The 21,460-nt window shown below is 63.5% G+C and carries 19 protein-coding genes, 1 tRNA gene and 1 pseudogene; 15 read left to right on the forward strand and 6 right to left on the reverse strand.

Annotated features, from left to right (window positions below; genetic code table 11):
• Positions 1-106 precede the first annotated feature (106 nt).
• Complete coding sequence (locus tag LY632_RS09240) at positions 107-793, forward strand: nitroreductase family protein (protein ID WP_234090854.1); 687 nt, start codon at positions 107-109, stop codon at positions 791-793.
• A 3-nt stretch (positions 794-796) separates the two neighbouring features.
• Here LY632_RS09240 and LY632_RS09245 read toward each other — a convergent pair whose 3' ends face one another.
• On the reverse strand, positions 797-1,633 hold the full coding sequence (locus tag LY632_RS09245; protein ID WP_234090855.1) for a Coq4 family protein: 837 nt from the start codon (positions 1,631-1,633) through the stop codon (positions 797-799).
• A gap of 80 nt (positions 1,634-1,713) precedes the next feature.
• Positions 1,714-2,598 (reverse strand): phosphoserine phosphatase SerB, encoded by an 885-nt coding sequence (gene serB / locus LY632_RS09250; RefSeq protein ID WP_234090856.1) that lies wholly within the window; start codon positions 2,596-2,598, stop codon positions 1,714-1,716.
• On the opposite strand from serB, the pseudogene miaA reads away from it, so the two are divergent.
• The 7 genes and pseudogenes from miaA (at position 2,591) to LY632_RS09285 (ending at position 9,584) form a co-directional block, all read left to right on the forward strand.
• Positions 2,591-3,549 (forward strand): annotated as a pseudogene (gene miaA, locus LY632_RS09255) (tRNA (adenosine(37)-N6)-dimethylallyltransferase MiaA). The gene serB and the pseudogene miaA overlap by 8 nt on opposite strands.
• 103 nt (positions 3,550-3,652) lie before the next feature.
• The gene (gene ilvB, locus LY632_RS09260) at positions 3,653-5,428 is read left to right on the forward strand and encodes a biosynthetic-type acetolactate synthase large subunit (protein WP_234090857.1); all 1,776 of its coding nucleotides are present in this window, start codon (positions 3,653-3,655) and stop codon (positions 5,426-5,428) included.
• Between the two features lie 9 nt (positions 5,429-5,437).
• The gene (gene ilvN, locus LY632_RS09265) at positions 5,438-5,953 is read left to right on the forward strand and encodes an acetolactate synthase small subunit (RefSeq protein WP_234090858.1); all 516 of its coding nucleotides are present in this window, start codon (positions 5,438-5,440) and stop codon (positions 5,951-5,953) included.
• A gap of 111 nt (positions 5,954-6,064) precedes the next feature.
• Complete coding sequence (gene ilvC, locus LY632_RS09270; protein ID WP_234090859.1) at positions 6,065-7,084, forward strand: ketol-acid reductoisomerase; 1,020 nt, start codon at positions 6,065-6,067, stop codon at positions 7,082-7,084.
• Positions 7,085-7,151: 67 nt separating this feature from the next.
• Entirely contained in the window at positions 7,152-7,793 is a 642-nt protein-coding gene (locus LY632_RS09275) for a YceI family protein (protein ID WP_234090860.1), read from the forward strand.
• Between the two features lie 43 nt (positions 7,794-7,836).
• Positions 7,837-8,424, forward strand: a complete 588-nt coding sequence (locus LY632_RS09280; RefSeq protein ID WP_234090861.1) for a DUF4329 domain-containing protein — start codon at positions 7,837-7,839, stop codon at positions 8,422-8,424.
• An 11-nt stretch (positions 8,425-8,435) separates the two neighbouring features.
• Positions 8,436-9,584 (forward strand): alpha-hydroxy acid oxidase, encoded by a 1,149-nt coding sequence (locus LY632_RS09285; RefSeq protein WP_234093207.1) that lies wholly within the window; start codon positions 8,436-8,438, stop codon positions 9,582-9,584.
• On the opposite strand, the gene LY632_RS09290 is transcribed toward LY632_RS09285, so the two are convergent.
• Together LY632_RS09290 and LY632_RS09295 are read right to left on the reverse strand one after the other, a co-directional pair.
• A complete protein-coding gene (locus tag LY632_RS09290) occupies positions 9,581-10,705 on the reverse strand; it encodes an epoxide hydrolase family protein (RefSeq protein WP_234090862.1) in 1,125 nt (374 codons plus the stop codon). The genes LY632_RS09285 and LY632_RS09290 overlap by 4 nt on opposite strands.
• Positions 10,702-11,154 carry a PaaI family thioesterase gene (locus LY632_RS09295; RefSeq protein ID WP_234090863.1) on the reverse strand — a complete coding sequence of 151 codons (453 nt, stop codon included), beginning with the start codon at positions 11,152-11,154 and terminating at the stop codon, positions 10,702-10,704. The genes LY632_RS09290 and LY632_RS09295 overlap by 4 nt, the downstream gene beginning before the upstream one ends.
• 239 nt (positions 11,155-11,393) lie before the next feature.
• Here LY632_RS09295 and leuA point away from each other — a divergent pair, with 239 nt between their 5' ends.
• The 4 genes from leuA (at position 11,394) to LY632_RS09315 (ending at position 16,645) form a co-directional block, all read left to right on the forward strand.
• Entirely contained in the window at positions 11,394-13,064 is a 1,671-nt protein-coding gene (gene leuA / locus LY632_RS09300; RefSeq protein WP_234090864.1) for a 2-isopropylmalate synthase, read from the forward strand.
• A 24-nt stretch (positions 13,065-13,088) separates the two neighbouring features.
• Positions 13,089-14,447: a M24 family metallopeptidase gene (locus tag LY632_RS09305; RefSeq protein WP_234090865.1), complete on the forward strand. Its 1,359-nt coding sequence runs from the start codon at positions 13,089-13,091 to the stop codon at positions 14,445-14,447.
• A gap of 99 nt (positions 14,448-14,546) precedes the next feature.
• Positions 14,547-15,599: an amidohydrolase gene (locus tag LY632_RS09310; RefSeq protein WP_234090866.1), complete on the forward strand. Its 1,053-nt coding sequence runs from the start codon at positions 14,547-14,549 to the stop codon at positions 15,597-15,599.
• 68 nt (positions 15,600-15,667) lie between these two features.
• Positions 15,668-16,645, forward strand: a complete 978-nt coding sequence (locus LY632_RS09315; RefSeq protein ID WP_234090867.1) for a nitronate monooxygenase family protein — start codon at positions 15,668-15,670, stop codon at positions 16,643-16,645.
• Here the strand turns inward: LY632_RS09315 and LY632_RS09320 are convergent.
• Both LY632_RS09320 and LY632_RS09325 read right to left on the reverse strand, forming a co-directional pair.
• The gene (locus tag LY632_RS09320) at positions 16,642-17,163 is read right to left on the reverse strand and encodes a hypothetical protein (RefSeq protein WP_234090868.1); all 522 of its coding nucleotides are present in this window, start codon (positions 17,161-17,163) and stop codon (positions 16,642-16,644) included. The genes LY632_RS09315 and LY632_RS09320 overlap by 4 nt on opposite strands.
• Before the next feature lie 362 nt (positions 17,164-17,525).
• Positions 17,526-18,014 (reverse strand): flavodoxin family protein, encoded by a 489-nt coding sequence (locus tag LY632_RS09325; RefSeq protein ID WP_234090869.1) that lies wholly within the window; start codon positions 18,012-18,014, stop codon positions 17,526-17,528.
• A gap of 81 nt (positions 18,015-18,095) precedes the next feature.
• Here LY632_RS09325 and recJ point away from each other — a divergent pair, with 81 nt between their 5' ends.
• The 3 genes from recJ to LY632_RS09340 all read left to right on the forward strand — a co-directional run bounded on the left by recJ (position 18,096) and on the right by LY632_RS09340 (position 21,354).
• Positions 18,096-19,883 (forward strand): single-stranded-DNA-specific exonuclease RecJ, encoded by a 1,788-nt coding sequence (gene recJ / locus LY632_RS09330; RefSeq protein WP_234090870.1) that lies wholly within the window; start codon positions 18,096-18,098, stop codon positions 19,881-19,883.
• 91 nt (positions 19,884-19,974) lie between these two features.
• Positions 19,975-20,049, forward strand: a tRNA-Glu gene (locus LY632_RS09335).
• Positions 20,050-20,163: 114 nt separating this feature from the next.
• On the forward strand, positions 20,164-21,354 hold the full coding sequence (locus LY632_RS09340; protein WP_234090871.1) for an ATP-binding protein: 1,191 nt from the start codon (positions 20,164-20,166) through the stop codon (positions 21,352-21,354).
• Positions 21,355-21,460 lie beyond the last annotated feature (106 nt).

Genomic DNA, 21,460 nt, shown 5'->3' on the forward strand with positions numbered 1-21,460 from the left:
GGCCTACTCCTCTAAGCGAAAAATTTGCGACTAACTTACATCGATGTCAATAGTCCGGTGGACGGAGGACTTTCGTAAGCCTGCCAAAAAGTGCGATAGCTTCGGCATGAAGGACCACGACAGATTGCCCTACTCGCTCCCACCCATGCCCGAAGAGGAGCGAATGGCAGCAGCGAGGGCAATTCGCGAGTCGTTGGCGAGCAGGCGCACCTGCCGCTACTTCAGCCATGCGCCTGTGCCGCGCGAGATCATCGAGCAGGCCATTCTTGCCGCCGGAAGCGCGCCCAGCGGGGCCAACCACCAGCCCTGGCATTTCGCGGTGATTTCCTCGTCCAACAAGAAACGCGCGCTGCGTGAGGCCGCGGAAGCGGAAGAGCGCCGGTTTTATGGCGAGGACGGCGGCAAGGCCAAGGCAGGACAGGATTGGCTCGAAGCTTTGGGCCCGCTCGGCACCGATGCTGACAAACCCTTTCTCGAAACCGCCCCATGGCTGATCGTCGTCTTCGCACAGCGCAAGGGCGGGATCGACGAGGACGGCAAGACGCAGAACTACTACGTCAACGAAAGCGTCGGGATTGCCTGCGGGATGTTGCTGACGACCCTGCACGCCGCGGGCCTCGCCACCCTGACCCACACGCCCTCGCCCATGGGCTTCTTGCGCGAGCTCTGCGGCCGGCCGGAGCACGAGAAGCCGCTGATGATCGTCGCTGTCGGCCACCCGGCACCCGATGCGACGGTTCCGGCGCATGCGCTCAGGAAGAAGCCGCTGGAGCAGATCGCCAGCTGGCTCTAGGCGTCAAGCCGTGGCCATGCCCTTCGCCAGCAGGTCATAGGGATCGATCCCGCGTTCGCGCCAGATGGCATGGCAACGGCGGTATTCGGTCGGGTCACCCACCTTCATCAGGGCGCGTGCTTCGTCCAGCGGCATCTTGAGCAGCTGTAGGATCGGCATTTCGGCAAGGCACGGCGCACCTGCACCCAGCTTATGGGCCTGCCGTACCGCACGCAGCACCGGAGCTGATGTCTTGACGCCGCGCCTGGTGTTGATCGCCGCAAGGTAGGCGATGAAGAGGTTCGCAAAGCCGCCGTTCTGGCCATAGGTGAAGGCCAGCACGCACTGCTCGCCTAGCGCGTCACGGCCATAGCCGGTCAGGACGTGCAGCAGATCGTGTGTGTCGCGGCGGCGCCAGGCGTACCATTCGATCAGGTCACCATACTTCGGGCGGTCGGGCCATGCTCTCTCACCCTCTTCGACCAGTCCCGCGGCGGTCAGTCCTTCCTGCTCCATGAAGTCGCAATAGGCGTGTGCGACCGTGCCCGCATGATAACGACGGAGGGCTGCGTGGTCATCGAGGATGGTCGGCAGATAGGGTTCGCTCTCACGCACTCGCTGCCCTTCACGGCTGAGCGTGAACTTGCGCGCCATCGGCACGAAGCGGCTCGAAGGAAGCGATTCGAAAATCTTGAAGACGTGACTGGTGTCTTCCTTGTCCTTAAGCAGCTCGCGGAAATGGTGCACCGCTGCTCGCAGATTGCGCCGCGGCTCTGGGCGATCGGGGTGCCGAAAGATCGTCCCGTCGGGGGCGATATCGACTTGCGTGCCGACGGGAAAGGAGCGGATGGTGTCGTTCATGGGGGCGCTTCTATCTCTAGGGTGCCGGAAGGTTAATACTGACATGCATGTCAATATTGGATGAACGCGCCATTGTCGCCTCAGGCCACCACCCATTCGTCGCGCGGAATGCCCAGCAGGACGAGGATCGAGCTCAGATCGCCGCGATCGATCCAGCAATCGGCGGCGCCGCGGGCTTTGGGCTTGGCGTGATAGGCCACGCCGCAATGCGCTGCTTCGAGCATCGAAATGTCGTTCGCCCCGTCGCCTGCCGCCATGCCGAATGCGCCCTGCCCGGCCTCGGCGATGGCGTCCAGCAACGCGCTTCGCTTGACAGCGCTGTCTACCACCGGCCCGACCAGTCCGCCCGTGAGCGCGCCGTTGGCGACGTCGAGACGGTTGGCGATCACCCTGTCAAATCCGATCCCTTCGGCCACCGGATCGGCAAAGTGGTGAAACCCGCCGGTGACCAGCACAGTCTTGCAGCCCAAACGTCTAAGCGTTCCGACCAGTACGCGAGCGCCCGGATTGGGTTGGATGCGCTCGTCGAGACAGCGCTGGATAGCACTTTCCTCCAACCCTGCCAGTAAAGCCACCCGTTCGCGCAGCGCGCTCTCGAAATCGAGTTCCCCCTGCATGGCGCGCTCAGTGATTTCGGCGATCTGCGGCTTGATCCCGGCATAGTCGGCCAGCTCGTCGATGCATTCCTGCCCGATCATGGTCGAATCCATGTCGGAGACAAACACCTGCGGCAACGCGATGCGCTCATCCACGATCAGGCCATCGGTGCCGGGAAAATGCTCGTCGAGCGCCGCGCGCAGCAGGCGCGTGCTGCCGGAAAACGTCTCGATCTGCACTAGCACGCCCTCAGGAATCGCTTCGGCCGAGACGGCCAGCGCCAGACCTTCCGGCTCCAGCGCGTGCTTCAAAGCCTCGATACGGCTCAACAGACCGTCAGGGTCTGCTATCAGGCGGGCGATGAGCACGCGGAATTCTCCAGAATCGGACGACGAACGGTCGCCGCTGGCGCTGATTGCAGGGCCAACCGCCAGCGGCAAGAGCGATGTGGCTGTGCGCCTTGCCCTGGCGTTGCAGGATGACGGACGCGATGCGGTGGTGATCAATGCGGACAGCGCGCAGGTTTATGCCGATCTGCGGGTGCTCAGCGCACGGCCCTCCGATGAGGAGATGCGAGGCGTACCCCACCGCCTGTTCGGGGAATGGGACGGAGCAACCGCTTGCTCGGCGGCAGACTGGGCCGGGCGCGCCCGACAGGAAATAGCCGGCGCGCATGCTGCAGGAGCGGTCTCGATCCTGGTCGGTGGCACCGGTCTCTATATCAGGACGCTGCTCGACGGCATCGCCCCGATCCCGCCGATCGACCCGCAAGTTCGCGATACGGTCCGCGCCCTTTCGCAAGCCGAAGCACGAGCCGCTTTGGAACGGGAGGATCCTTCCGCCGCAGCCCGGCTTGCACCTGCGGATGCAGCGCGAACGTGCCGTGCACTCGAAGTCGTCCGCGCAACCGGGCGCACGCTCGACGATTGGCAGAGGCAGAAGGCAGGCGGCATCGACGCACATGTGCAGCTTTACCCGGCCATCCTGCTCCCGGATCGCGATTGGCTCTACGCCCGGTGCGACAAGCGGTACTCACTCATGCTCGAACAAGGCGCAATCGAAGAGGTCGAGGCGCTGCTCGGTCGCAACCTCGATCCCGCCCTGCCTGTCATGCGCGCGATTGGCGTGCCGGAGATCGCCGCCATGCTGAAAGGCGAGCTTGACCGCGCCCAATGCATCGCCGCTGGCCGGCAGGCCACACGCAACTATGCGAAACGACAGTACACGTGGTTCCGGCACCAGCCTCCCCTGAATGGAGGCGGGTCGGTGACGCAGATTTCAATCTGAAAGACGTTTTTGAAGGATTATTCCAAAAATAGCGTTTGACAGGACATAAACAGACTCGTACACGGGCCTTGGACAACCCCTGGGCCCGACGTTCTCTCAAGGAACGCCGGGCCCGCTTTTATCAGGAGACCGCAAATGCCTGCCCCCACCGAACGCAGCGGAGCGGCGATCCTCGTCGATTGCCTGGTGCGTGAGGGCGTCGAGGTCATTTTCGGCTATCCCGGCGGCGCGGTGCTGCCGATCTACGACGAGCTGTTCGGCAGCGAACGCATCCGCCATATTCTCGTCCGTCACGAGGCCGGTGCGGCCCATGCTGCGGAAGGTTATGCCCGCTCGACCGGCAGGCCCGGCGTGGTGCTGGTCACCAGTGGCCCGGGCGCGACCAACGCGGTTACGGGCATCGCCGACGCCTATATGGATTCGATCCCCATGGTGGTCATCACCGGGCAGGTGCCCAGCAGCCTGATCGGGACGGATGCGTTCCAGGAAGCGGACACCGTCGGCATCACGCGGCACTGCACCAAGCACAACTACCTGGTGAAGAACCCCGACCAGCTGGCGGCGACGATCCACGAGGCGTTCCGTATCGCAACATCCGGTCGCCCCGGACCCGTCCTGATCGACATTCCCAAGGACGTGCAGATCGCCATGGGCGCGCTCGATGCGTCGGAGAAAGCCAAGCCGCTGGCCTCGGCCCGCTACCAGCCTCGGACGGTGGCCCATGCCGACGAGGTACTCGAAGCGGTCGAGATGATAGCCGCGGCGAAGTGTCCGGTGTTCTACACTGGCGGCGGCGTGATCAACTCCGGCCCGCAGGCCAGCGAGGCGCTGCGCCGGTTGCAGTCGCTCACCAACGCACCGGTAACCTCGACGCTGATGGGACTCGGCGCTTTCCCCTCGGATCATCCCGACTGGCTCGGCATGCTGGGGATGCATGGCACGTTCGAGGCCAATATGGCGATGAACAAGGCCGACCTCATCATTGCCGTCGGCGCGCGCTTCGATGACCGGGTGACGGGCCGCCTGGATGCCTTCTCGCCGGACTCGAAAAAGATTCACATCGATATCGACCGGGCCAGCATCAACAAGATCGTGCCGGTCGATCTCGGCATCGTCGGCGATTGCGGCACGGTGCTGGAACAGATCATCGCCGCCTGGGGTGCCAAAGAAAACGGGCGCAAGGCGCAGGACATGGGCGAGTGGAAAGCGCGTATCGCCGGATGGCGGGCGCGCGAATGCCTCGCCTATCCGCCCAAGGCGAAGGACGGCGCGATCATGCCGCAAAAGGCGGTCGAGCGACTTTATGCCCTGACCAAAGAGCGCGAGCCGATCATCACCACCGAAGTGGGCCAGCACCAGATGTGGGCGGCGCAGTATTTCGGCTTCGACAAGCCCAACAAGTGGCTCACCAGCGGCGGCCTCGGCACCATGGGCTATGGCCTGCCCGCCGCGATCGGCGCGCAGCTGGGCAACCCGCAAGCGCTGGTGATCGATATCGCGGGCGAAGCCTCGATCCAGATGAACATTCAGGAACTCGGCACCGCGAGCCAGTATCGCCTGCCGGTCAAGATCTTCATCCTCAACAACGAGTACATGGGCATGGTCCGCCAGTGGCAGGAGCTGACCTATGAGAGCCGCTATTCGAACTCCTACAGCGACAGCCTGCCCGATTTCGTCCGGCTCGCCGAAGCCTATGGCTGGAAGGGGATCCGCATCGAAAACGAGGCCGGACTCGACGCCGGGATCGAAGCCATGCTGGCGCATGACGGCCCGGTGATCGTCGACTGTATGGTGTCCAAGAGCGCCAACTGCTTCCCGATGATCCCAAGCGGCGCGGCGCATACTGACATGCTGCTCTATGGCGACCATGTCGAAGGCACCATGGACGACGAAGCCAAGGCGCTGGTGTAGGACGGACCCATGAAAATCACCGAAAAAGCCGCCGAACGCCACGTCCTTGCCGTCACCGTTGACAACGAGCCGGGCATCCTCGCCAAGATCACCGGCCTGTTCACCGCGCGCGGCTACAACATCGACAGCCTGACCGTGGCCGACATCACCGAGGACCACGCGATCAGCCGGATCACCATCGTCACCAACGGCCCGCCCGAAGTGATCGACCAGATCCATGCCCAGCTCGAGCGGCTGGTGCCGGTGCACAAGGTCACCGATCTCACCGAAGCCGGCCCGCATGTCGAGCGCGAGCTGGCGCTGGTGAAGGTTGCCGGCACCGGCGAGAAGCGGGTCGAGGCGCTGCGCCTGGCCGATATCTTCCGCGCCCGCCCGGTCGATACCACGACCGAGAGCTTCATCTTCGAAATCACCGGCCCGCCCGACAAGGTCGACAGCTTCATTGCCCTCATGCGCGAACTCGGCTTGGTCGAAGTCGGCCGCACTGGCATCGTCGGGATGATGCGCGGGGCGGAGGGGGTTTAGGCAGAAACCGTCACCCCAGCGAAAGCTGGGGTCTGTCTCGGCCAAGTCAGATTGTGTGGACACCGATCCCAGCTTTCGCTGGGATGACGACTAGCAAAATCGAGGATTGAAATGAAAGTTTACTACGACGCCGATGCCGACCTTGACCTGATTACCGGCAAGAAGATCGCCATTGTCGGCTATGGCAGCCAGGGCCATGCCCATGCGCAGAACCTGCGCGACAGCGGGGTCAAGGACGTCGCCATTGCCCTGCGCGAAGGTTCGGCCACGGCTAAGAAGGCCGAAGCGGCCGGTTTCAAGGTGCTGAGCAACAAGGACGCTGCGCAGTGGGCCGATATCCTCATGATCCTCGCGCCGGACGAGCACCAGGCGGCGATCTGGGAGAACGACCTCAAGGGCAATATGAAGCCCGGCAGCGCGCTTGCCTTCGCCCACGGGCTCAATATCCATTTCGGCCTGATCGAGGCACCGTCGGATATCGACGTGATCATGATCGCGCCGAAGGGCCCCGGTCACACCGTGCGCAGCGAGTACCAGAAGGGCGGCGGCGTTCCGTGCCTCATTGCCATCCACCAGGATGCCAGCGGCGCAGCGCATGACGTGGCCCTCGCCTATGCCAGCGGCGTCGGTGGTGGCCGCTCGGGGATCATCGAGACCAACTTCCGTGAGGAATGCGAGACCGATCTGTTCGGCGAACAGGCTGTGCTGTGCGGCGGCATCACCCATCTGATCCAGGCCGGGTTCGAGACCCTGGTCGAGGCCGGCTACGCGCCCGAAATGGCCTATTTCGAATGTCTCCACGAAACCAAGCTGATCGTCGACCTGCTGTACGAGGGCGGCATCGCCAACATGCGCTATTCGATCAGCAACACCGCCGAATATGGCGACATCACCACCGGTCCGCGCATCATCACCAGCGAAACCAAGGCCGAGATGAAGCGCGTCCTCGACGACATCCAGTCTGGCCGCTTCGTGAAGAACTTCGTGCTCGACAACCGCGCCGGTCAGCCGGAGCTCAAGGCCGCCCGCAAGCGTGCCGAAGCCCATCCGATCGAGCAGACCGGGGCCAAGTTGCGGGCCATGATGCCGTGGATCAGCGCCAACAAGCTGGTCGACAAGGAAAAGAACTGACCTTTGGACTTGGTGTAGGCTGTACCGGGCACTAGGGTGGCGCGTCTCACCCGTCGGAGGAACTGTCTTGAAAAAGTATGCTGTTGCCCTGGCCCTGCTGGGTTCTGCCACGCTTGCCGTCACTTCGATTTCCGCGCAGGAGGCCGGGATCCCCGGCGCCGCCGATGTCTCTCGGGTCACTGCCGGGACCTATGCGCTCGACCCGGCACACACGCTGGTGGGCTGGCGGGTCAGCCATTTCGGCTTCAACGATTATCTCGGCCTGTTCGGCGACATCACCGGCACGATGGAGCTCGATCCGGCCAATGTCGAAGCGGCGAAGTTCGATATTACCATCCCGATAGGCGCCGTGACCGTCGCCAGCGCGGGTCTGAAGGATCACCTGCTTCGCCCGGGCAAGGACGGCGGGGCCCCGGACTTCTTCGGCCCCGAGCCAGCGCCGGCCAAGTTCATATCGACCGATGTCCGCCGTACCGGCGACACGACCGCATTGGTCACCGGTCAGCTGACCATGAACGGCAAGACGGCGCCGGTCGCAATTCTGGTCGAGTTTACCGGCGCAGGCACCAATCCCTTCAACAAGAAGGCCACGGTCGGCTTCGAAGGCCGCGCGGTGATCGACCGGACCCAATGGGGCATCGCCTATGCCGCCCCTGCCATCGGCAAAGAGGTCGAATTGAGCATCAGTGCTGCGTTCGAAAAGCAATAAGCCTGTCGACATCGCCGCCGCGCATTGTCACTAGCCACAGAACATGCGCGGTGCCCCATCCCACACACTGGTCCTGGCGCTCTGTGCCCTCGCCTGGGTCGGTATCGTAATCAATTCGGCGATCTATGCCCGGGAGAACCCACATAGCGGGCGCGATCCTGTCGCGTCCGATAGTGAAATCGCTGCCTTCGCCCGGACTGCGCTCGAAGATGTGCAGCAAAGGTCCTTCGCCGAGCGGAAGGAGTACTGCGGCCTCATCCTCGAGGACGATGCAGGAAACCTGGCTGTCTCTGCCGTGTTCGAGGGGTATGAGGCCGAGTGCCAATTGCCGTGGTTGTCGCCCATGGGGCAATATCCTGTTGCGACCTTCCACACTCACGGAGCCTATAACTTCGACTATGACAGCGAAGTGCCGTCCACCGTCGACATGGAAGCGGATATCGGCGAACAGATCGACGGCTTCGTGGCGACGCCCGGCGGCCGGCTGTGGAAGATCGATTGGGAAGACGAGGTGGCCGTGCAGCTTTGCGGGGAAGGCTGCCTCGCTACCGATCCGCGCTATCGCCCCGAACCGCAGGGCGGTATTGCCCAGCGCTATACCCTGCCCGAACTGCAGCAGCGCCAACCTTGAGACTCATGCCGATGCGCCTGACCGACTGCCACAACATCGACGATTTTCGCACGCTGGCCCAGGCGCGGCTACCTTGGCCGGTATTCGATTATATCGATGGTGCGGCGGACGACGAACTGACCAAGGCGCGCAACACGGCGGCGTTCGATGAAGCCGATCTGGTCCCCGACGTGCTGGCGGGGGTGGCTGAAATAGACACAGGATGCACGATCATGGGCCGCCGGAGTGGGCTACCGCTGGTGCTCAGCCCGACAGCCGTGCAGCGCGCCTTTCACTGGCAGGGCGAGACCGCTGTGGCCAAGGCGGCGGAGAAATACGGTCTGTGGTTCGGCATCTCCAGCCTCGCCACCCGCAGCATCGAGGAGATTGCGGCGCTGACGAGTGGACCGAAGCTGTTCCAGCTCTATGTCCACAAGGACAAGGGGCTGAACGCCAGCATGATCGAGCGCTGCCAGGCAGCCAATTTCGACGCCCTTGCGCTGACGGTCGATACGATCGTTTCGGGCAAGCGCGAGCGCTGCCTGCGCTCCGGCTTCACCACCCCGCCCCGCTTCTCGCCCAGCGCGGTATGGAGCTATGCCACCCGTCCGCGCTGGACACTCGATTACCTCCTGCGCGAGAAATTCCGCCTGCCCAATCTCGATACACACGTCGCCGAAGGGACAGGCAAAGCGGTCAGCATTGCCGAGTATTTCAACACCATGCTCGACACCTCGATGGATTGGGACACGGCTGCACGGATCCGGCAGGACTGGGGCGGCGCCTTCTGCCTCAAGGGCGTGATGAGCGCCGCCGATGCGCGCCGCGCGGTCGCAATCGGAGCCGATGCGATCATGATTTCCAACCACGGCGGGCGGCAGCTCGACGGCAGCCGCGCGCCGTTCGACCAGCTGCGCGAGATCGTCGATGCTGTTGGCGGAGAGATCGAGATCATCTGCGACGGAGGCGTCCGGCGCGGCACACATGTGCTGAAGAGCCTCTGCGCCGGGGCCACGGCCGCGAGTGGCGGAAGGCTTTATCTCTATGCCCTCGCTGCGGCGGGTCAGGACGGAGTCGAACGCGCAATCGGTATCCTCAAGGAAGAGATCGAACGCGGGATGCGGCTGATGGGCGTGACCGGCGTCGAACAGCTGACCGCCGATCGGCTGCGCTGGCGCTAGACCATTTTCGAGAAGCAGGCTCGCAGTTCGCCGGCAAACAGTTCAGGCTGCTCCCATGCGGCGAAGTGGCCACCCTTCGGCAGGTCGTTCCAGTAAACCAGATTGGTGTAGCGCCGCTCGGCCCATTTGCGCGGGGCAGGGATGATCTCCTTGGGGAAGGCGCTGGCTCCGGCCGGGATCGATACCTCGCCATCGCCGAACCTGGCGAAGCTTTCCCAGTACAGCCGCGCGGCCGATGCTCCGGTCGCTGGCAGCCAGTAGAGCATGATGTTGTCGAGGATGGCGTCCTTGCTGAGCGCGTCGAAAGGTGAGCCGGCGTTATCGGTCCACGCGTGCATCTTCTCGAAGATCCAGCCTGCGAGACCGACCGGTGAATCGACCAAGCCATAGCCGACCGTTTGCGGGCGGGTGCTCTGCTGCTTGGAATAGCCAGCGTCCCACTCCTGATAATATTGCAGCGCCTGCAACGCCTTGAGTTCTGCTGGTGATGGGTCGGCGAGATCGTCCGGCCCGGGCCGCCCGATCGGCATGTTGACGTGAATGCCGATGCAACCCGCAGGCGCCTGCGCACCGATAGCGGTGGTGACCGCCGAACCCCAGTCGCCGCCTTGCGCGACCCAGCGTGTGTAGCCAAGGAGCTGCATGAGTTCGGCCCAGGCCTGTCCGATCTTCTCGACGCCCCAGCCTGTCTTGGCGGGCTTGCCAGAGAAACCGAAGCCGGGGAGCGAGGGGATGACGAGATGGAAGGCCTGCGCACTCTCGCTCGGTTCGGTCAGCAGCGGGATGACTTCGAAGAACTCGCGCACCGATCCGGGCCAGCCGTGAGTGAGGATCAACGGCAGGGCGTCTGCGCGTGACGAGCGGACATGCAGGAAGTGAATATCGAGCCCGTCGATCTCGGACACGAATTGCCCGAAAGAGTTGAGCCTCGCCTCGCAGGCACGCCAATCATAGCCTTCGCGCCAATAGGCGACGAGGTCCTTCAGCGCGGCGAGCGGCGTGCCCTGTGACCAGTCGTCCACCGGCTCCGCCTCGGGCCAACGGATATCATCGATCTTGCGATAGAGGCGGTCGATCTCCGCTTGCGGGATATCGAGCACAAACGGCCGGATCTCGCTCATTCCGCCCCTCCCACCGCCTTGGCCGATGCCGCTATGACCCGTCCCATATCCGCCAAGAGAATAGTGCTCGAGGCCTTGGCCAGCACGGTCCCGCCCTTGTCGAGCAAATGACCTTCGTAAAAACTGGTTCGCTTCCCGTGCCGCTCGACCCAGGCTTCGGCAATCACCGGGCCGGGTCGGGTCGGCGCGAAATAGCTCACCTTGAGCTCCAGCGTCATCGGCACGATGCCCTCGCCGTTCTTGGCCATGGCGGCATGCGCCATCGCGGCGTCGATCCAGCCACTGATGAAGCCGCCCTGCACCACCCCGCCCGAATGGCACTGCTCGCGCTTGGCCTCATACTCCAGGCTGGCGCGGCCCGCAGGATCGATTGCGATGATGCGGACAAGCCCCATGGTTTCATAGAGCGAATGACCGGAGGCATCGGTTGCGGACGCATCTTCAGGCATGGCTGGACTTCTCTCCCGACAAGATAATTGCCAGCGATGCCCGCGCGGCTTTGCCTTTACAAGCCTCTCCGTAGTCCGCATAGGAACAACATGGTTCACAAGCTCGGCCTGCTTATTCGACTTACACGCCCTTGGGCGTGACGTTCGGCGTGCCTTGGGAGCGCGCCACGCGCTCAAGGGTGTAGCCCGACCGATCCGATACTCTCCGAAAAGCCGAAACCATGACATTGCCGCGAAACATGCTCGCCGATCCTTCGACCAAATACCGCCCTTTCGCGCAGGTCCCGCTGTCCGACCGGCAGTGGCCGAGCCGCGCGATCACCGCCCCGCCCCGCTGGCTCAGCACGGACCTGCGCGACGGCAACCAGTCGATCATCGATCCGATGGATGCGGTGAAGAAGAACCGCTTCTTCGACCTGCTGGTGGAGATCGGGGTGAAGGAAATCGAGGTCGGCTTCCCCAGCGCGGGCGCGACCGAGTTCGATTTCATCAGCTCGCTGGTCCGTTCGGATCGTATCCCGGAAGACGTGCTGGTACAGGTGCTGACGCAGAGCCGCGAGGAGCTGATCCGCACCAGCTTCGCCAGTCTCGACGGCGCGCGCGCTGCGATTGTCCATCTCTACAATGCGGTCAGCCCGGCCTGGCGTGAAATCGTGTTCGGGATGACACGCGAGGAAGTGATCGGCGTCGCCGTCGCCGGTGCCCGCGTCTTGGCCGACGAAGCGGACAAGCGCCCGGGCACGGAGTGGCATTTCGAATATTCGCCGGAGACTTTCTCCACCGCCGAGCTCGATTTCAGCATCGAGGTTTGCGCGGCGGTGATGGAGGTGCTCCAGCCCACACCGGACAAGCCGATCATCCTCAACCTGCCGGCCACGGTCGAGGCGGCGACGCCCAATATCTATGCCGACCAGATAGAGTATTTCTGCCGCCACCTGCCGAACCGCGAGAGTGCGGTGATCAGCCTCCACACTCACAACGACCGCGGTACCGGTGTCGCGGCCGCCGAGCTGGGGCTGATGGCCGGCGCGGACCGGGTGGAAGGCTGCCTGTTCGGCAATGGCGAGCGGACCGGCAATTGCTGCCTCGTGACCATGGCGCTCAATATGTATACTCAGGGCGTCGATCCGGGGCTCGATTTCTCCGATATCGACCGGGTGATCGAAACAGTCGAGTACTGCAACCAGATCCCGGTCCACCAGCGCCATCCTTATGGCGGCGAGCTGGTCTACACCGCCTTTTCCGGCAGCCACCAGGACGCGATCAAGAAGGGCTTTGCCGCCCATGCGAAGCAGAACGACACGCTGTGGCGCGTGCCCTATCTGCCGATCGACCCGGCCGACCTCGGGCGCAATTACGAGGCGGTGATCCGCGTCAATTCGCAGAGCGGCAAAGGCGGCTTCGCCTGGGTGCTGGAGCAGGACCAGGGCCTTAAGCTCCCCAAGAAGATGCAGGCCGATTTCAGCCCCCATGTGCAGCGGGTGGCGGACGAGTTGGGCCGCGAGCTCAATGCGGCGGATATCTGGGACACCTTCAAGCGCGCCTACCATGTGCAGACCTATCCCAAGCATTTCCAGCTGGTGAATTACGAGGAAAGCCGGGCCAGCGACGGGACCCGTCTGTTCGCCGGGACCATCGCCGTCGACGGGCAGGAGCAGAGCGTCAGCGGGCGCGGCAATGGCCTGATCTCCTCCGTCATGGCAACGCTGCGCGATGCCTTCGGGGTCGAGCTGGAAGTGGTCGATTATACCGAGCACGCGCTGGGCACCGGCACCGATGCCCGTGCGGCGGCCTATCTCGAATGCCGTACCCCCAGCGGACGGACCATCTGGGGCTGCGGCATCGACGAGGATATCGCGACAGCTTCGGTCCGCGCGGTACTGAGCGCGGCCAATGGAGCGGCTTCATAGAGACCAATGACGGGGGCAGGATTGATGCAGGGACTGGTTCGGATATTGCTGGCACTGGCGGCAATCGCTGCCCCTGCCATGGTCCAAGCAGCCCCCCGCTTGCCGATGTCGGACATCGAACAGGCCTCGCCCGAGATGCCCCGCATCCTGCCGATGCGCGAGCGGGCGGAGATGGTTGACCGCATCCTGGCCGAGCGTCTCGACACCGTCATCCCCGCGATCATGCGCGAACAGGGCATCGATCTGTGGCTGCTGATGTCGCGCGAGTATTTCGAGGAACCGGTGCTCGCGACCATGCTCGACGCGGAAAACATGCATGCGCGGCGGCGGACGATTCTGATCTTATATGATCCGGGCGAAGGCAAGCCGGTCGAGCGGCTGACGGTCAGCCGCTATGGCCTGGCCGATCTGTTCGGCTCGGCGTGGGACCCGGCGCGGCAGCCCGACCAGTGGCAGGCGGTGGCCGAGATCATCGCCGCGCGTGACCCGCAGAAGATCGCCATCAACACTTCGGACATCACCGCGTTTGGCGATGGCATGACGCTGAGCCAGTACCAGGCGATGATTGCCGCCTTGCCCGAGACATACCGGCAGCGGATCGTCTCGGGCGAAAAGCTGTCGATCCGCTGGCTGGAAAGCCGCACGCCACTGGAGCTGGAGATTTATCCCGGGATCGTGCGGATCGCCCATGCGCTGATCGCCAGGGCGTTCTCGCGCGAGGTCATCACTCCGGGCCAGACGACCGCTGCCGATGTGCAATGGTGGTACCGCGAAACGCTGGCCGGTTTGGGGCTGGAGGCATGGTTTCACCCCTCTATCGGCATCCAGCGGCAGGGGGTGATAGGCATGTTGGACGGTGACACGGTGATTCAGCCCGGCGATCTGCTGTGGACCGATTTCGGGCTGACCTATCTGCGGCTCAACACCGACACCCAGCATCTCGCCTATGTGCTGAAGCCGGGCGAGACGTCAGCGCCCGCCGGACTGGTCCAAGGGCTGCAGGGCACCAACCGGGTGCAGGATATCCTGCTCGCCTCGTTCCGGGCCGGGGCGAGCGGCAACGACATCCTCGCTGCCGCGCGCAAGCAGGCGCTCGCCGAAGGACTCGACCCGTCGATCTACAGCCATCCCATCGGCTTCTATGGCCACGGCGCTGGGACTGCCATCGGGTTCTGGGACAACCAGAACGGCGACCCCCGTGGTGAGTATCTTGTCCTTGCGGGCACGACCTGGTCGATCGAGTTGACGACCTATGCTGCGGTTCCCGAATGGGACGGTCAGCGGGTCGATTTCCGGTCGGAAGAGGATGCGTATTTCGATGGCGAAACCGTCCGCTTCCTCGACGGCAGGCAGACCGAGCTGACTCTGATCCCTTCGGATTAGCGCCGTAAAGTCGGCTCGCCGACGCCGCAATTCTGCTTGCCCGAACACCAGTCGATGTGCTCCATCTGCCATCCTATTCAGTGGGGAGACTGAGCCAGCATGACCGAAGCGATTCTCGAACCCGATCTGCCCATCATCGATCCGCACCATCACCTGTGGGACCTGCGGGCCATGCTGCCGATGTTGCAGGAACCGCATCACGATTTCGTCGCGGCTCTGGTCGATGCGGCCTATTACACCTTCGACGAATTGCAGGCCGATACCAAGGGCGGCCTCCCCGGCGGGCACAATATCGTCGGCACCTGCTTCATGGAATGCGGCGCCTTCTACAATGCGGCCTATGGCGATGCGAAAAAGGTCGTCGGCGAGGTCGAGTTCGTCAACGGCGTTGCGGCGCAGGGGGCGAGCGGGCTTTATGGCGACTATCGCCCGTGCCACGCGATCCTTGGCCACGCCGACCTGTCATTGGGCGACGGCGCGCGGCCGGTGCTCGAGGCGCTTATGGCCGCCAGCCCCCGCTTCAGGGGCATCCGCCATCAGGGTGCGTGGGATGCCGATCACGCCGTGCTGGGCGCGCCGTTCCACGCGCCAGAGGGACTGTATCGCGACAGCACCTTCCGCGAAGGCTTCCGGCATGTCGGGGAACTGGGTCTGACCTTCGATGCCTGGATCCTCGAGCCGCAAATCGGCGACGTGACCGATCTTGCCCGTGCCTTCCCGGATCAGCCGATCGTGCTCGACCACTGCGGGACGCCGCTCAATATCGCCAGCTATCGCGGCAAGCTGCACGAGAATTTCGACCGCTGGCGGCGCAGCATCCACGAGCTGGCCCAGTGCCCCAATGTGACGGTCAAGCTTGGCGGGCTGGCCATGGCCTTCTGCGGCCTGCCCGAGGACGGTCCGGCCAAGGGCTACGGCTCGGAGCATCTTGCGGCGCTGTGGCGGCCGTATATCGAAACCTGCATCGAAGCCTTCGGGCCCGAGCGCGGGATGTTCGAGAGCAACTATCCGGTCGACCGCTGGGGCGCGAGCTACGACGTGCTGTGGAACACTTTCAAGTTGCTCGCCCGTGGCCATTCGGAGGATGAGAAGCGGGCGCTGTTCGCCGGCACGGCCGCGCGGGTCTACGGGATCGAGGACCTGCTCGCCTAACCCTCTCGACAAGCGCGGCGACGCCGCATAAGCAAAAATCAATTGCAAAGAACAACCGGAGTCTCTGGATGCCGCTTCCTGCCCCGTTCGACCGCCTGCGCCTGCCCGTCATCGGCTCGCCGCTGTTCATCGTGTCCGGCCCAGAACTGGTGATTGCCCAGTGCAAGGCCGGGATCATCGGCAGCTTTCCGGCGCTGAATGCAAGGCCGCAGACGCTGCTCGACGAATGGCTGCACCAGATCACCGAGGAACTAGCCAAGCACAATCGGGAAAACCCGGACCGCCCTGCAGCGCCGTTCGCAGTGAACCAGATCGTCCACAAGTCGAACGACCGGCTTGATGCGGACATGGCGACTTGCGAGAAGTGGCAGGTGCCGATGATCATCACCTCTCTTGGCGCGCGCGAAGATATCTTCGCTGCGGTCAGGAACTGGGGCGGGATCACCATGCACGACGTGATCAACAACCGCTTCGCCCGCAAGGCGATCGAGAAGGGTGCGACGGGCCTGATACCTGTGGCGGCAGGTGCCGGGGGCCATGCCGGCACGCTTTCTCCCTTCGCGCTGATGGCAGAGATTCGCGAGTGGTTCGACGGGCTGGTGGCGTTGTCGGGTTCGATCGCTCATGGCCGCTCCGTGCTGGCGGCACAGGCGCTGTCAGCCGACTTCGCCTATATCGGCAGCGCCTGGATCGCGACGCATGAGGCGAATGCCGACCAAGGTTACAAGCAGGGCATCGTCGAAGGCAGCGCCGAGGGGATCGTCTACACCAATCTCTTCACCGGGGTGCATGGCAACTACCTGCGCAGTTCCATCGAGAGCGCCGGGCTTGATCCGGATAATCTCCCCGTCAGCGACCCGTCGAAGATGAACTTTGGCAGCGGCGGCAACACCAAGGCCAAGGCGTGGAAAGACATCTGGGGCTCGGGTCAGGGTGTCGGCGCGGTGAAGGCTGTCGAGTCGGTAGAAGAAAGGGTTGCCCGGTTGGAGGCGGAATACAAAGCCGCCAAGGCAGCGCTGGATGCAGCAGCTGCGCCTTTCGCCTAACCTGCCCAGACCCTGACGAACCGGCCGTTGGCGGAAGGTTCAAGGCGTAACGGGGTACCATCCGGCGATATGGCCTGCTCTGGCACCTCGAGTGTCCCGCGATAGATCAATTGGCTGGCAAGTCGCAGTGCCAGCAGCGACCCCTGCCCTTCTTCGCTGAAGCTGGCCGGTTCGACCCGCAGTTCCTGGCCGGTGAAATACGACAGGCCGCGAGTTTCGATCCCGCCGCCAAGGCCCGCCTTGAGCGAGGTCACCAGCTGCGCCGGGAAAGCCCCGCCGTCCTGCCATCGACCGACCAGTTCGACGAAACCCTTGCGACCGATCACAGTACCCGAAGCCGCCCAGCACACGCCCCGGCAAGCTGCCAGACTTGCGGCCATCGCGCTCGCCAATGCGAACAATCCTCTGAGGATCGGCGGGCTCGCTTTTCCTGCGCGCAGGTGAGGACCAAGCGCCAATCCGACACACCGCAAACGCTCGGCCCGATCTTCCGGCGGGATCCCCAGCCAGTCGCTCACTTTGGGCAATGTTTCCGCTGGGCCGGGCGCAAGCCCCGAACAGTCGAAGGTCAACCCGTCGCGATGAAGTTCGAGCCACAGGGGGACATCTGGAGCGTCAGGGAAATCGCCCGGAGCCGCGCGATCAACCGAAATCGTCAGCCCTTCAATGGATGACAATACTTCTAAGATGGGTGCACGACTGGGCCGGTTTTCCGGCGTAAACAGGAACAACAGGTCAGGCCGTGCTCGTTCCCCATGGTCCGCTTGTTTGACGCCGGAAATTGGCCTGTCCCCTTGCCAAGATATTAGCGGTATCTGATACGAAAGAGCGCTTTAGTCGAGACTGCAGGCATGTAAAATCTCCATACTGGAGCAACTTGTCAGAAGATTCCCAATGCTATTCCTGCTGCAAGAGACGCTCCGAGCTCACGGCATGCGGCCAAATCTTCGGGCGGAATCGTCTTTGCAGCAAGTATCGCGTCGATGGTTTGAGCATGCGTACATATGATCAAGGGCTTCGCAACCCGGCGGAGTCGCCAGCCGGTGGAGATCCGGTCGATCTGGTTCTGCGCGCCCTGCCCGTCCGATCCCGCAGCGATGATGGTTGCAAAGGGGCGCCCTTCGATCTTGCCGAGGACGGGATAATAGCAGCGATCGAACATTTCCTTCATCGCCCCACTCATGCTGGCGAGATTTTCGGGGCAAACGAAGAGATAGCCACCCGCCGCCAGAAGTTGCTCGGGCCCAACGGCTTCCGCCGCCATCAATTCTGCGTCTGGTCCGGCTCCCTCGGAAGCCGCTTTTGCCATGGCACGGCTTGCACCTGTGCGGCTATGCCATGCGATCAGGAGTTTCTGGCTGTTGTCCATCGAGCGATGCGTCCCCTCGACGTCGTTGAAAGTCAATGCCGCAGCATTTGCGTCGCGTCTCCGTCGGGGTAGTAAGAGAACATGGCTTCGCGCGCACTATCCCACGTATTCGGTGTCTCGCACTCGCTCTCCGGGCGGGCATGGTGCTGGCGCGGGGGCAACATGGAGATCAATGGCGGCGTCATCGGGCTGGAAGACGATATCGTCACGCAGCTTCTGCTGTCCCGCGGTGTCGATCGTAACGACCTGGATCGGCACCGGACACCGACGCTGGGCGGTTTCCTGCCCGATCCGTCTTGTTTCCGTGACATGGACTGCGCTGCAGAGCGGATCGCCCAGGCAATCCTCGCTCGTGAAACCATCACCGTCTACGGCGATTACGACGTCGATGGTGCGACCAGCGCGGCGTTGCTGATCCGCCTGATGCGCATGTTGGGCCACGAGGCAAGGTATTACATCCCCGATCGCCTGCTCGAAGGTTACGGCCCCAGCGGTGAGGCACTGGTCAAGATCGGGCAGGAAGGGTCAAGCCTGATCGTTACCGTCGATTGCGGTGCGATGGCGCATGAAGCGCTCTCCATGGCGCGTGATGCCGGCGTAGACGTGATCGTCGTCGATCACCACAAGTGCCCGCCAGACCTGCCCCCTGCGATTGCGCTCGTGAACCCCAACCGGCTCGATGAAAGCGACGAAGCGGCTGCACACGGCCACCTTGCAGCAGTCGGGGTGGCTTTCCTGCTTGCGATTGCCTTGGTCCGCACACTTCGCCAGCAGGGATACTTCAAGGATCGGGCCGAGCCAGATATTCGCGGCCTGCTCGATCTGGTCGCGTTGGGCACGGTGGCGGATGTGGCCGCGCTCCATGGCCTCAACCGGGCCTTCGTCGCACAAGGCCTCAAAGTCATGGCCAAACGGCACAACACCGGCATGAGCGCGCTGATCGACGCGAGCCGGCTGAAGCGCGCACCGGTTTGCAGCGACCTTGGTTTCGCCTTGGGGCCACGCATCAACGCTGGCGGGCGGGTCGGTGAATCTACTCTGGGTGTTCGCCTCCTGACGACCGAAGATCAAGGCGAGGCTCGCGCCATTGCGGCCCAGCTCTCGGCGCTAAATGAAGAGCGCCGTGCGATTGAGGCCGAGGTACAGGAAGCGGCTGAAGAACAGCTTGCGGCACAACATAATCGTGCTGTGCACCTTTTGTCCGGCGAAGGTTGGCACCCGGGCGTGATCGGGATCGTTGCAGGACGGATCAAGGAAAAAACCGGCAAGCCGAGCCTGGTGGTCGCTGTCGACCGTGACAAAGGCGAAGGAAAGGGGTCGGGCCGGTCGATTGCCGGGGTCGATCTCGGCGCGGCAATCATCGCAGCGCGCGAGCAAGGCCTGCTGGTCGCCGGCGGAGGGCACGCTATGGCGGCGGGCCTTACGGTGGCGGCTGACAAGCTCGATGCGCTTGGTGACTGGCTCGACGAGCGTCTGGAGGGATCCGTAAGCCGCGCGATGGGCGAACAGAAGATGACACTCGATCTGGCGGTAAGCGCCCGCGGGCTTACGTCCGACCTGGTGCATTCGCTCGAGCGCGCGGGTCCCTATGGCGTTGGCTGGCCTGGCCCTCGCGTCGCGGTCGGCCCGGTACACGTGATAAAGGCCGACATCGTCGGTACGGATCACTTGCGGCTCATTGCTGGCGGACCCGATGGCGGTTCGATCAAGGCAATCGCTTTTCGCGCGGCCTCGACCGAATGGGGTCAGGCAATCCTGCACGGCGCGCGGAGCCGGAAACTATGGCTCGCTGGAAGGGTCAAGATCGACGATTGGGGTGCTCGTCCGGCGGCGGAATTGCACCTCGAAGATGCCGCCTGGGCCGATTGAGCGAGAAACGTCACAAAGTGCTCGATATTGCACTTGACCGTCCCGACTCACATCCCTAGTAGCGCGGCTCGCCTCCGGGACCGGACCAAACGGCCCGTTCGTCTAGCGGTTAGGACGCGGCCCTTTCACGGCTGAAACACGGGTTCGATTCCCGTACGGGTCACCACCCGGAGGCGCATTTCCCGATAACTTCCGACCGTTGCCAGCGGGTCTGCATAAACTGCGGATTTCGATGGGCAGCGGGTGGCATCGGCGGCGACGCGCCACTAAGGCCGCCGCGATGAGCGAAGAAACCTCCCTGCCCTGGGCCGGCGTCGCGCTGGCGATCGCGACTTCCCTCGTCCTGGTGTTCGCCGGGCTCGACCCGGTGCTGGGCGTGCTGATGTTCGTGGTCTGGCTGGGTTCGCTCATGCTTTCGCGCCCTGCTCCGCCACCACCTCAATCGCAGGTAGAAGACGCGACATTCTCTCGTGCCGGATTGGCCGACATGATCGAACACTCGGGCACCCCGTTGATGTTGAGCGAACGCAATCGGGTGATTATCGCCAACCGCGCGGCGCGGGAGCTGCTGGGCAATCATATCCTGGAGCAGGATGTCAGGGTCGCCCTGCGCCATCCTGAAGCAATTGCACTGATGGACCGCCGTCAATCGGGTGAGGCGATCATTACCGGCCTCGTTCGGCCGAAGGATATCTGGAATCTCAGCCGCTACCAGATGGAAGGCGATGTCGCGGTCATCGAACTGCTCAACAAGACCGCAGAAGCCGATATCAGCCGCGCGCATACCGATTTCGTTGCCAACGCCAGCCATGAACTGCGCACGCCGCTGGCCTCGATCATCGGCTATGTCGAAACCCTCGAGGAAGATGCCGGGCGAATGGATGCGGCAACGTCGAAGAAATTCCTCGACACGATCCTGCGCGAGGCAAGGCGCCTGCAGAATCTCGTCAGCGACCTCATGTCGCTTTCGCGGATCGAAGCGGAGAAGCATGAACGACCCCAGACACCTGTCTTGCTCAATACCGTGGTCGAGCATGCCTCGCGCGATGCGGCAGCCCCCGAAGGTCGGCTCGCGCGTCTAGAGCTGGACCTTGAGGATTCGCTCACCGTCGCAGGAGACGAGCAGCAGCTGGAGCAGCTCGTCAGGAACCTCGTCGACAATGCCTACAAGTATGGCGGTTCCGATACTCCTGTCACGGTCCGGCTCTCCCGGGCAGCCAGTGGCGACGCCAAACTCGAAGTGATCGATCGCGGGGCAGGCATTGCTCCCGAACATATCCCGCACCTTACCCGGCGTTTCTATCGGACTGATCCAGGGCGAAGTCTCGCCTCGGGCGGTACCGGGCTGGGCCTCGCCATCGTCAAGCACATCGTGCAGCGACACCGCGGTCGGCTCGATATTTCCAGCGAGGTTGGAAAGGGGACCACGATCACCGCGCGCATTCCCCTTATCACCGATCGTGCAGGTTGATGCCGAGCTTGAGTCATCAATCTGACACAAAAGTCCCCCATCGCCCCGCCAAGACCGGAGGCAAGCGGGGCCGTTTGACCGCTTTTCGCGCCAAGGACCTAACTGA

It is taken from the genome of Erythrobacter sp. SDW2, from assembly GCF_021431965.1.
Lineage (GTDB): Bacteria > Pseudomonadota > Alphaproteobacteria > Sphingomonadales > Sphingomonadaceae > Parerythrobacter.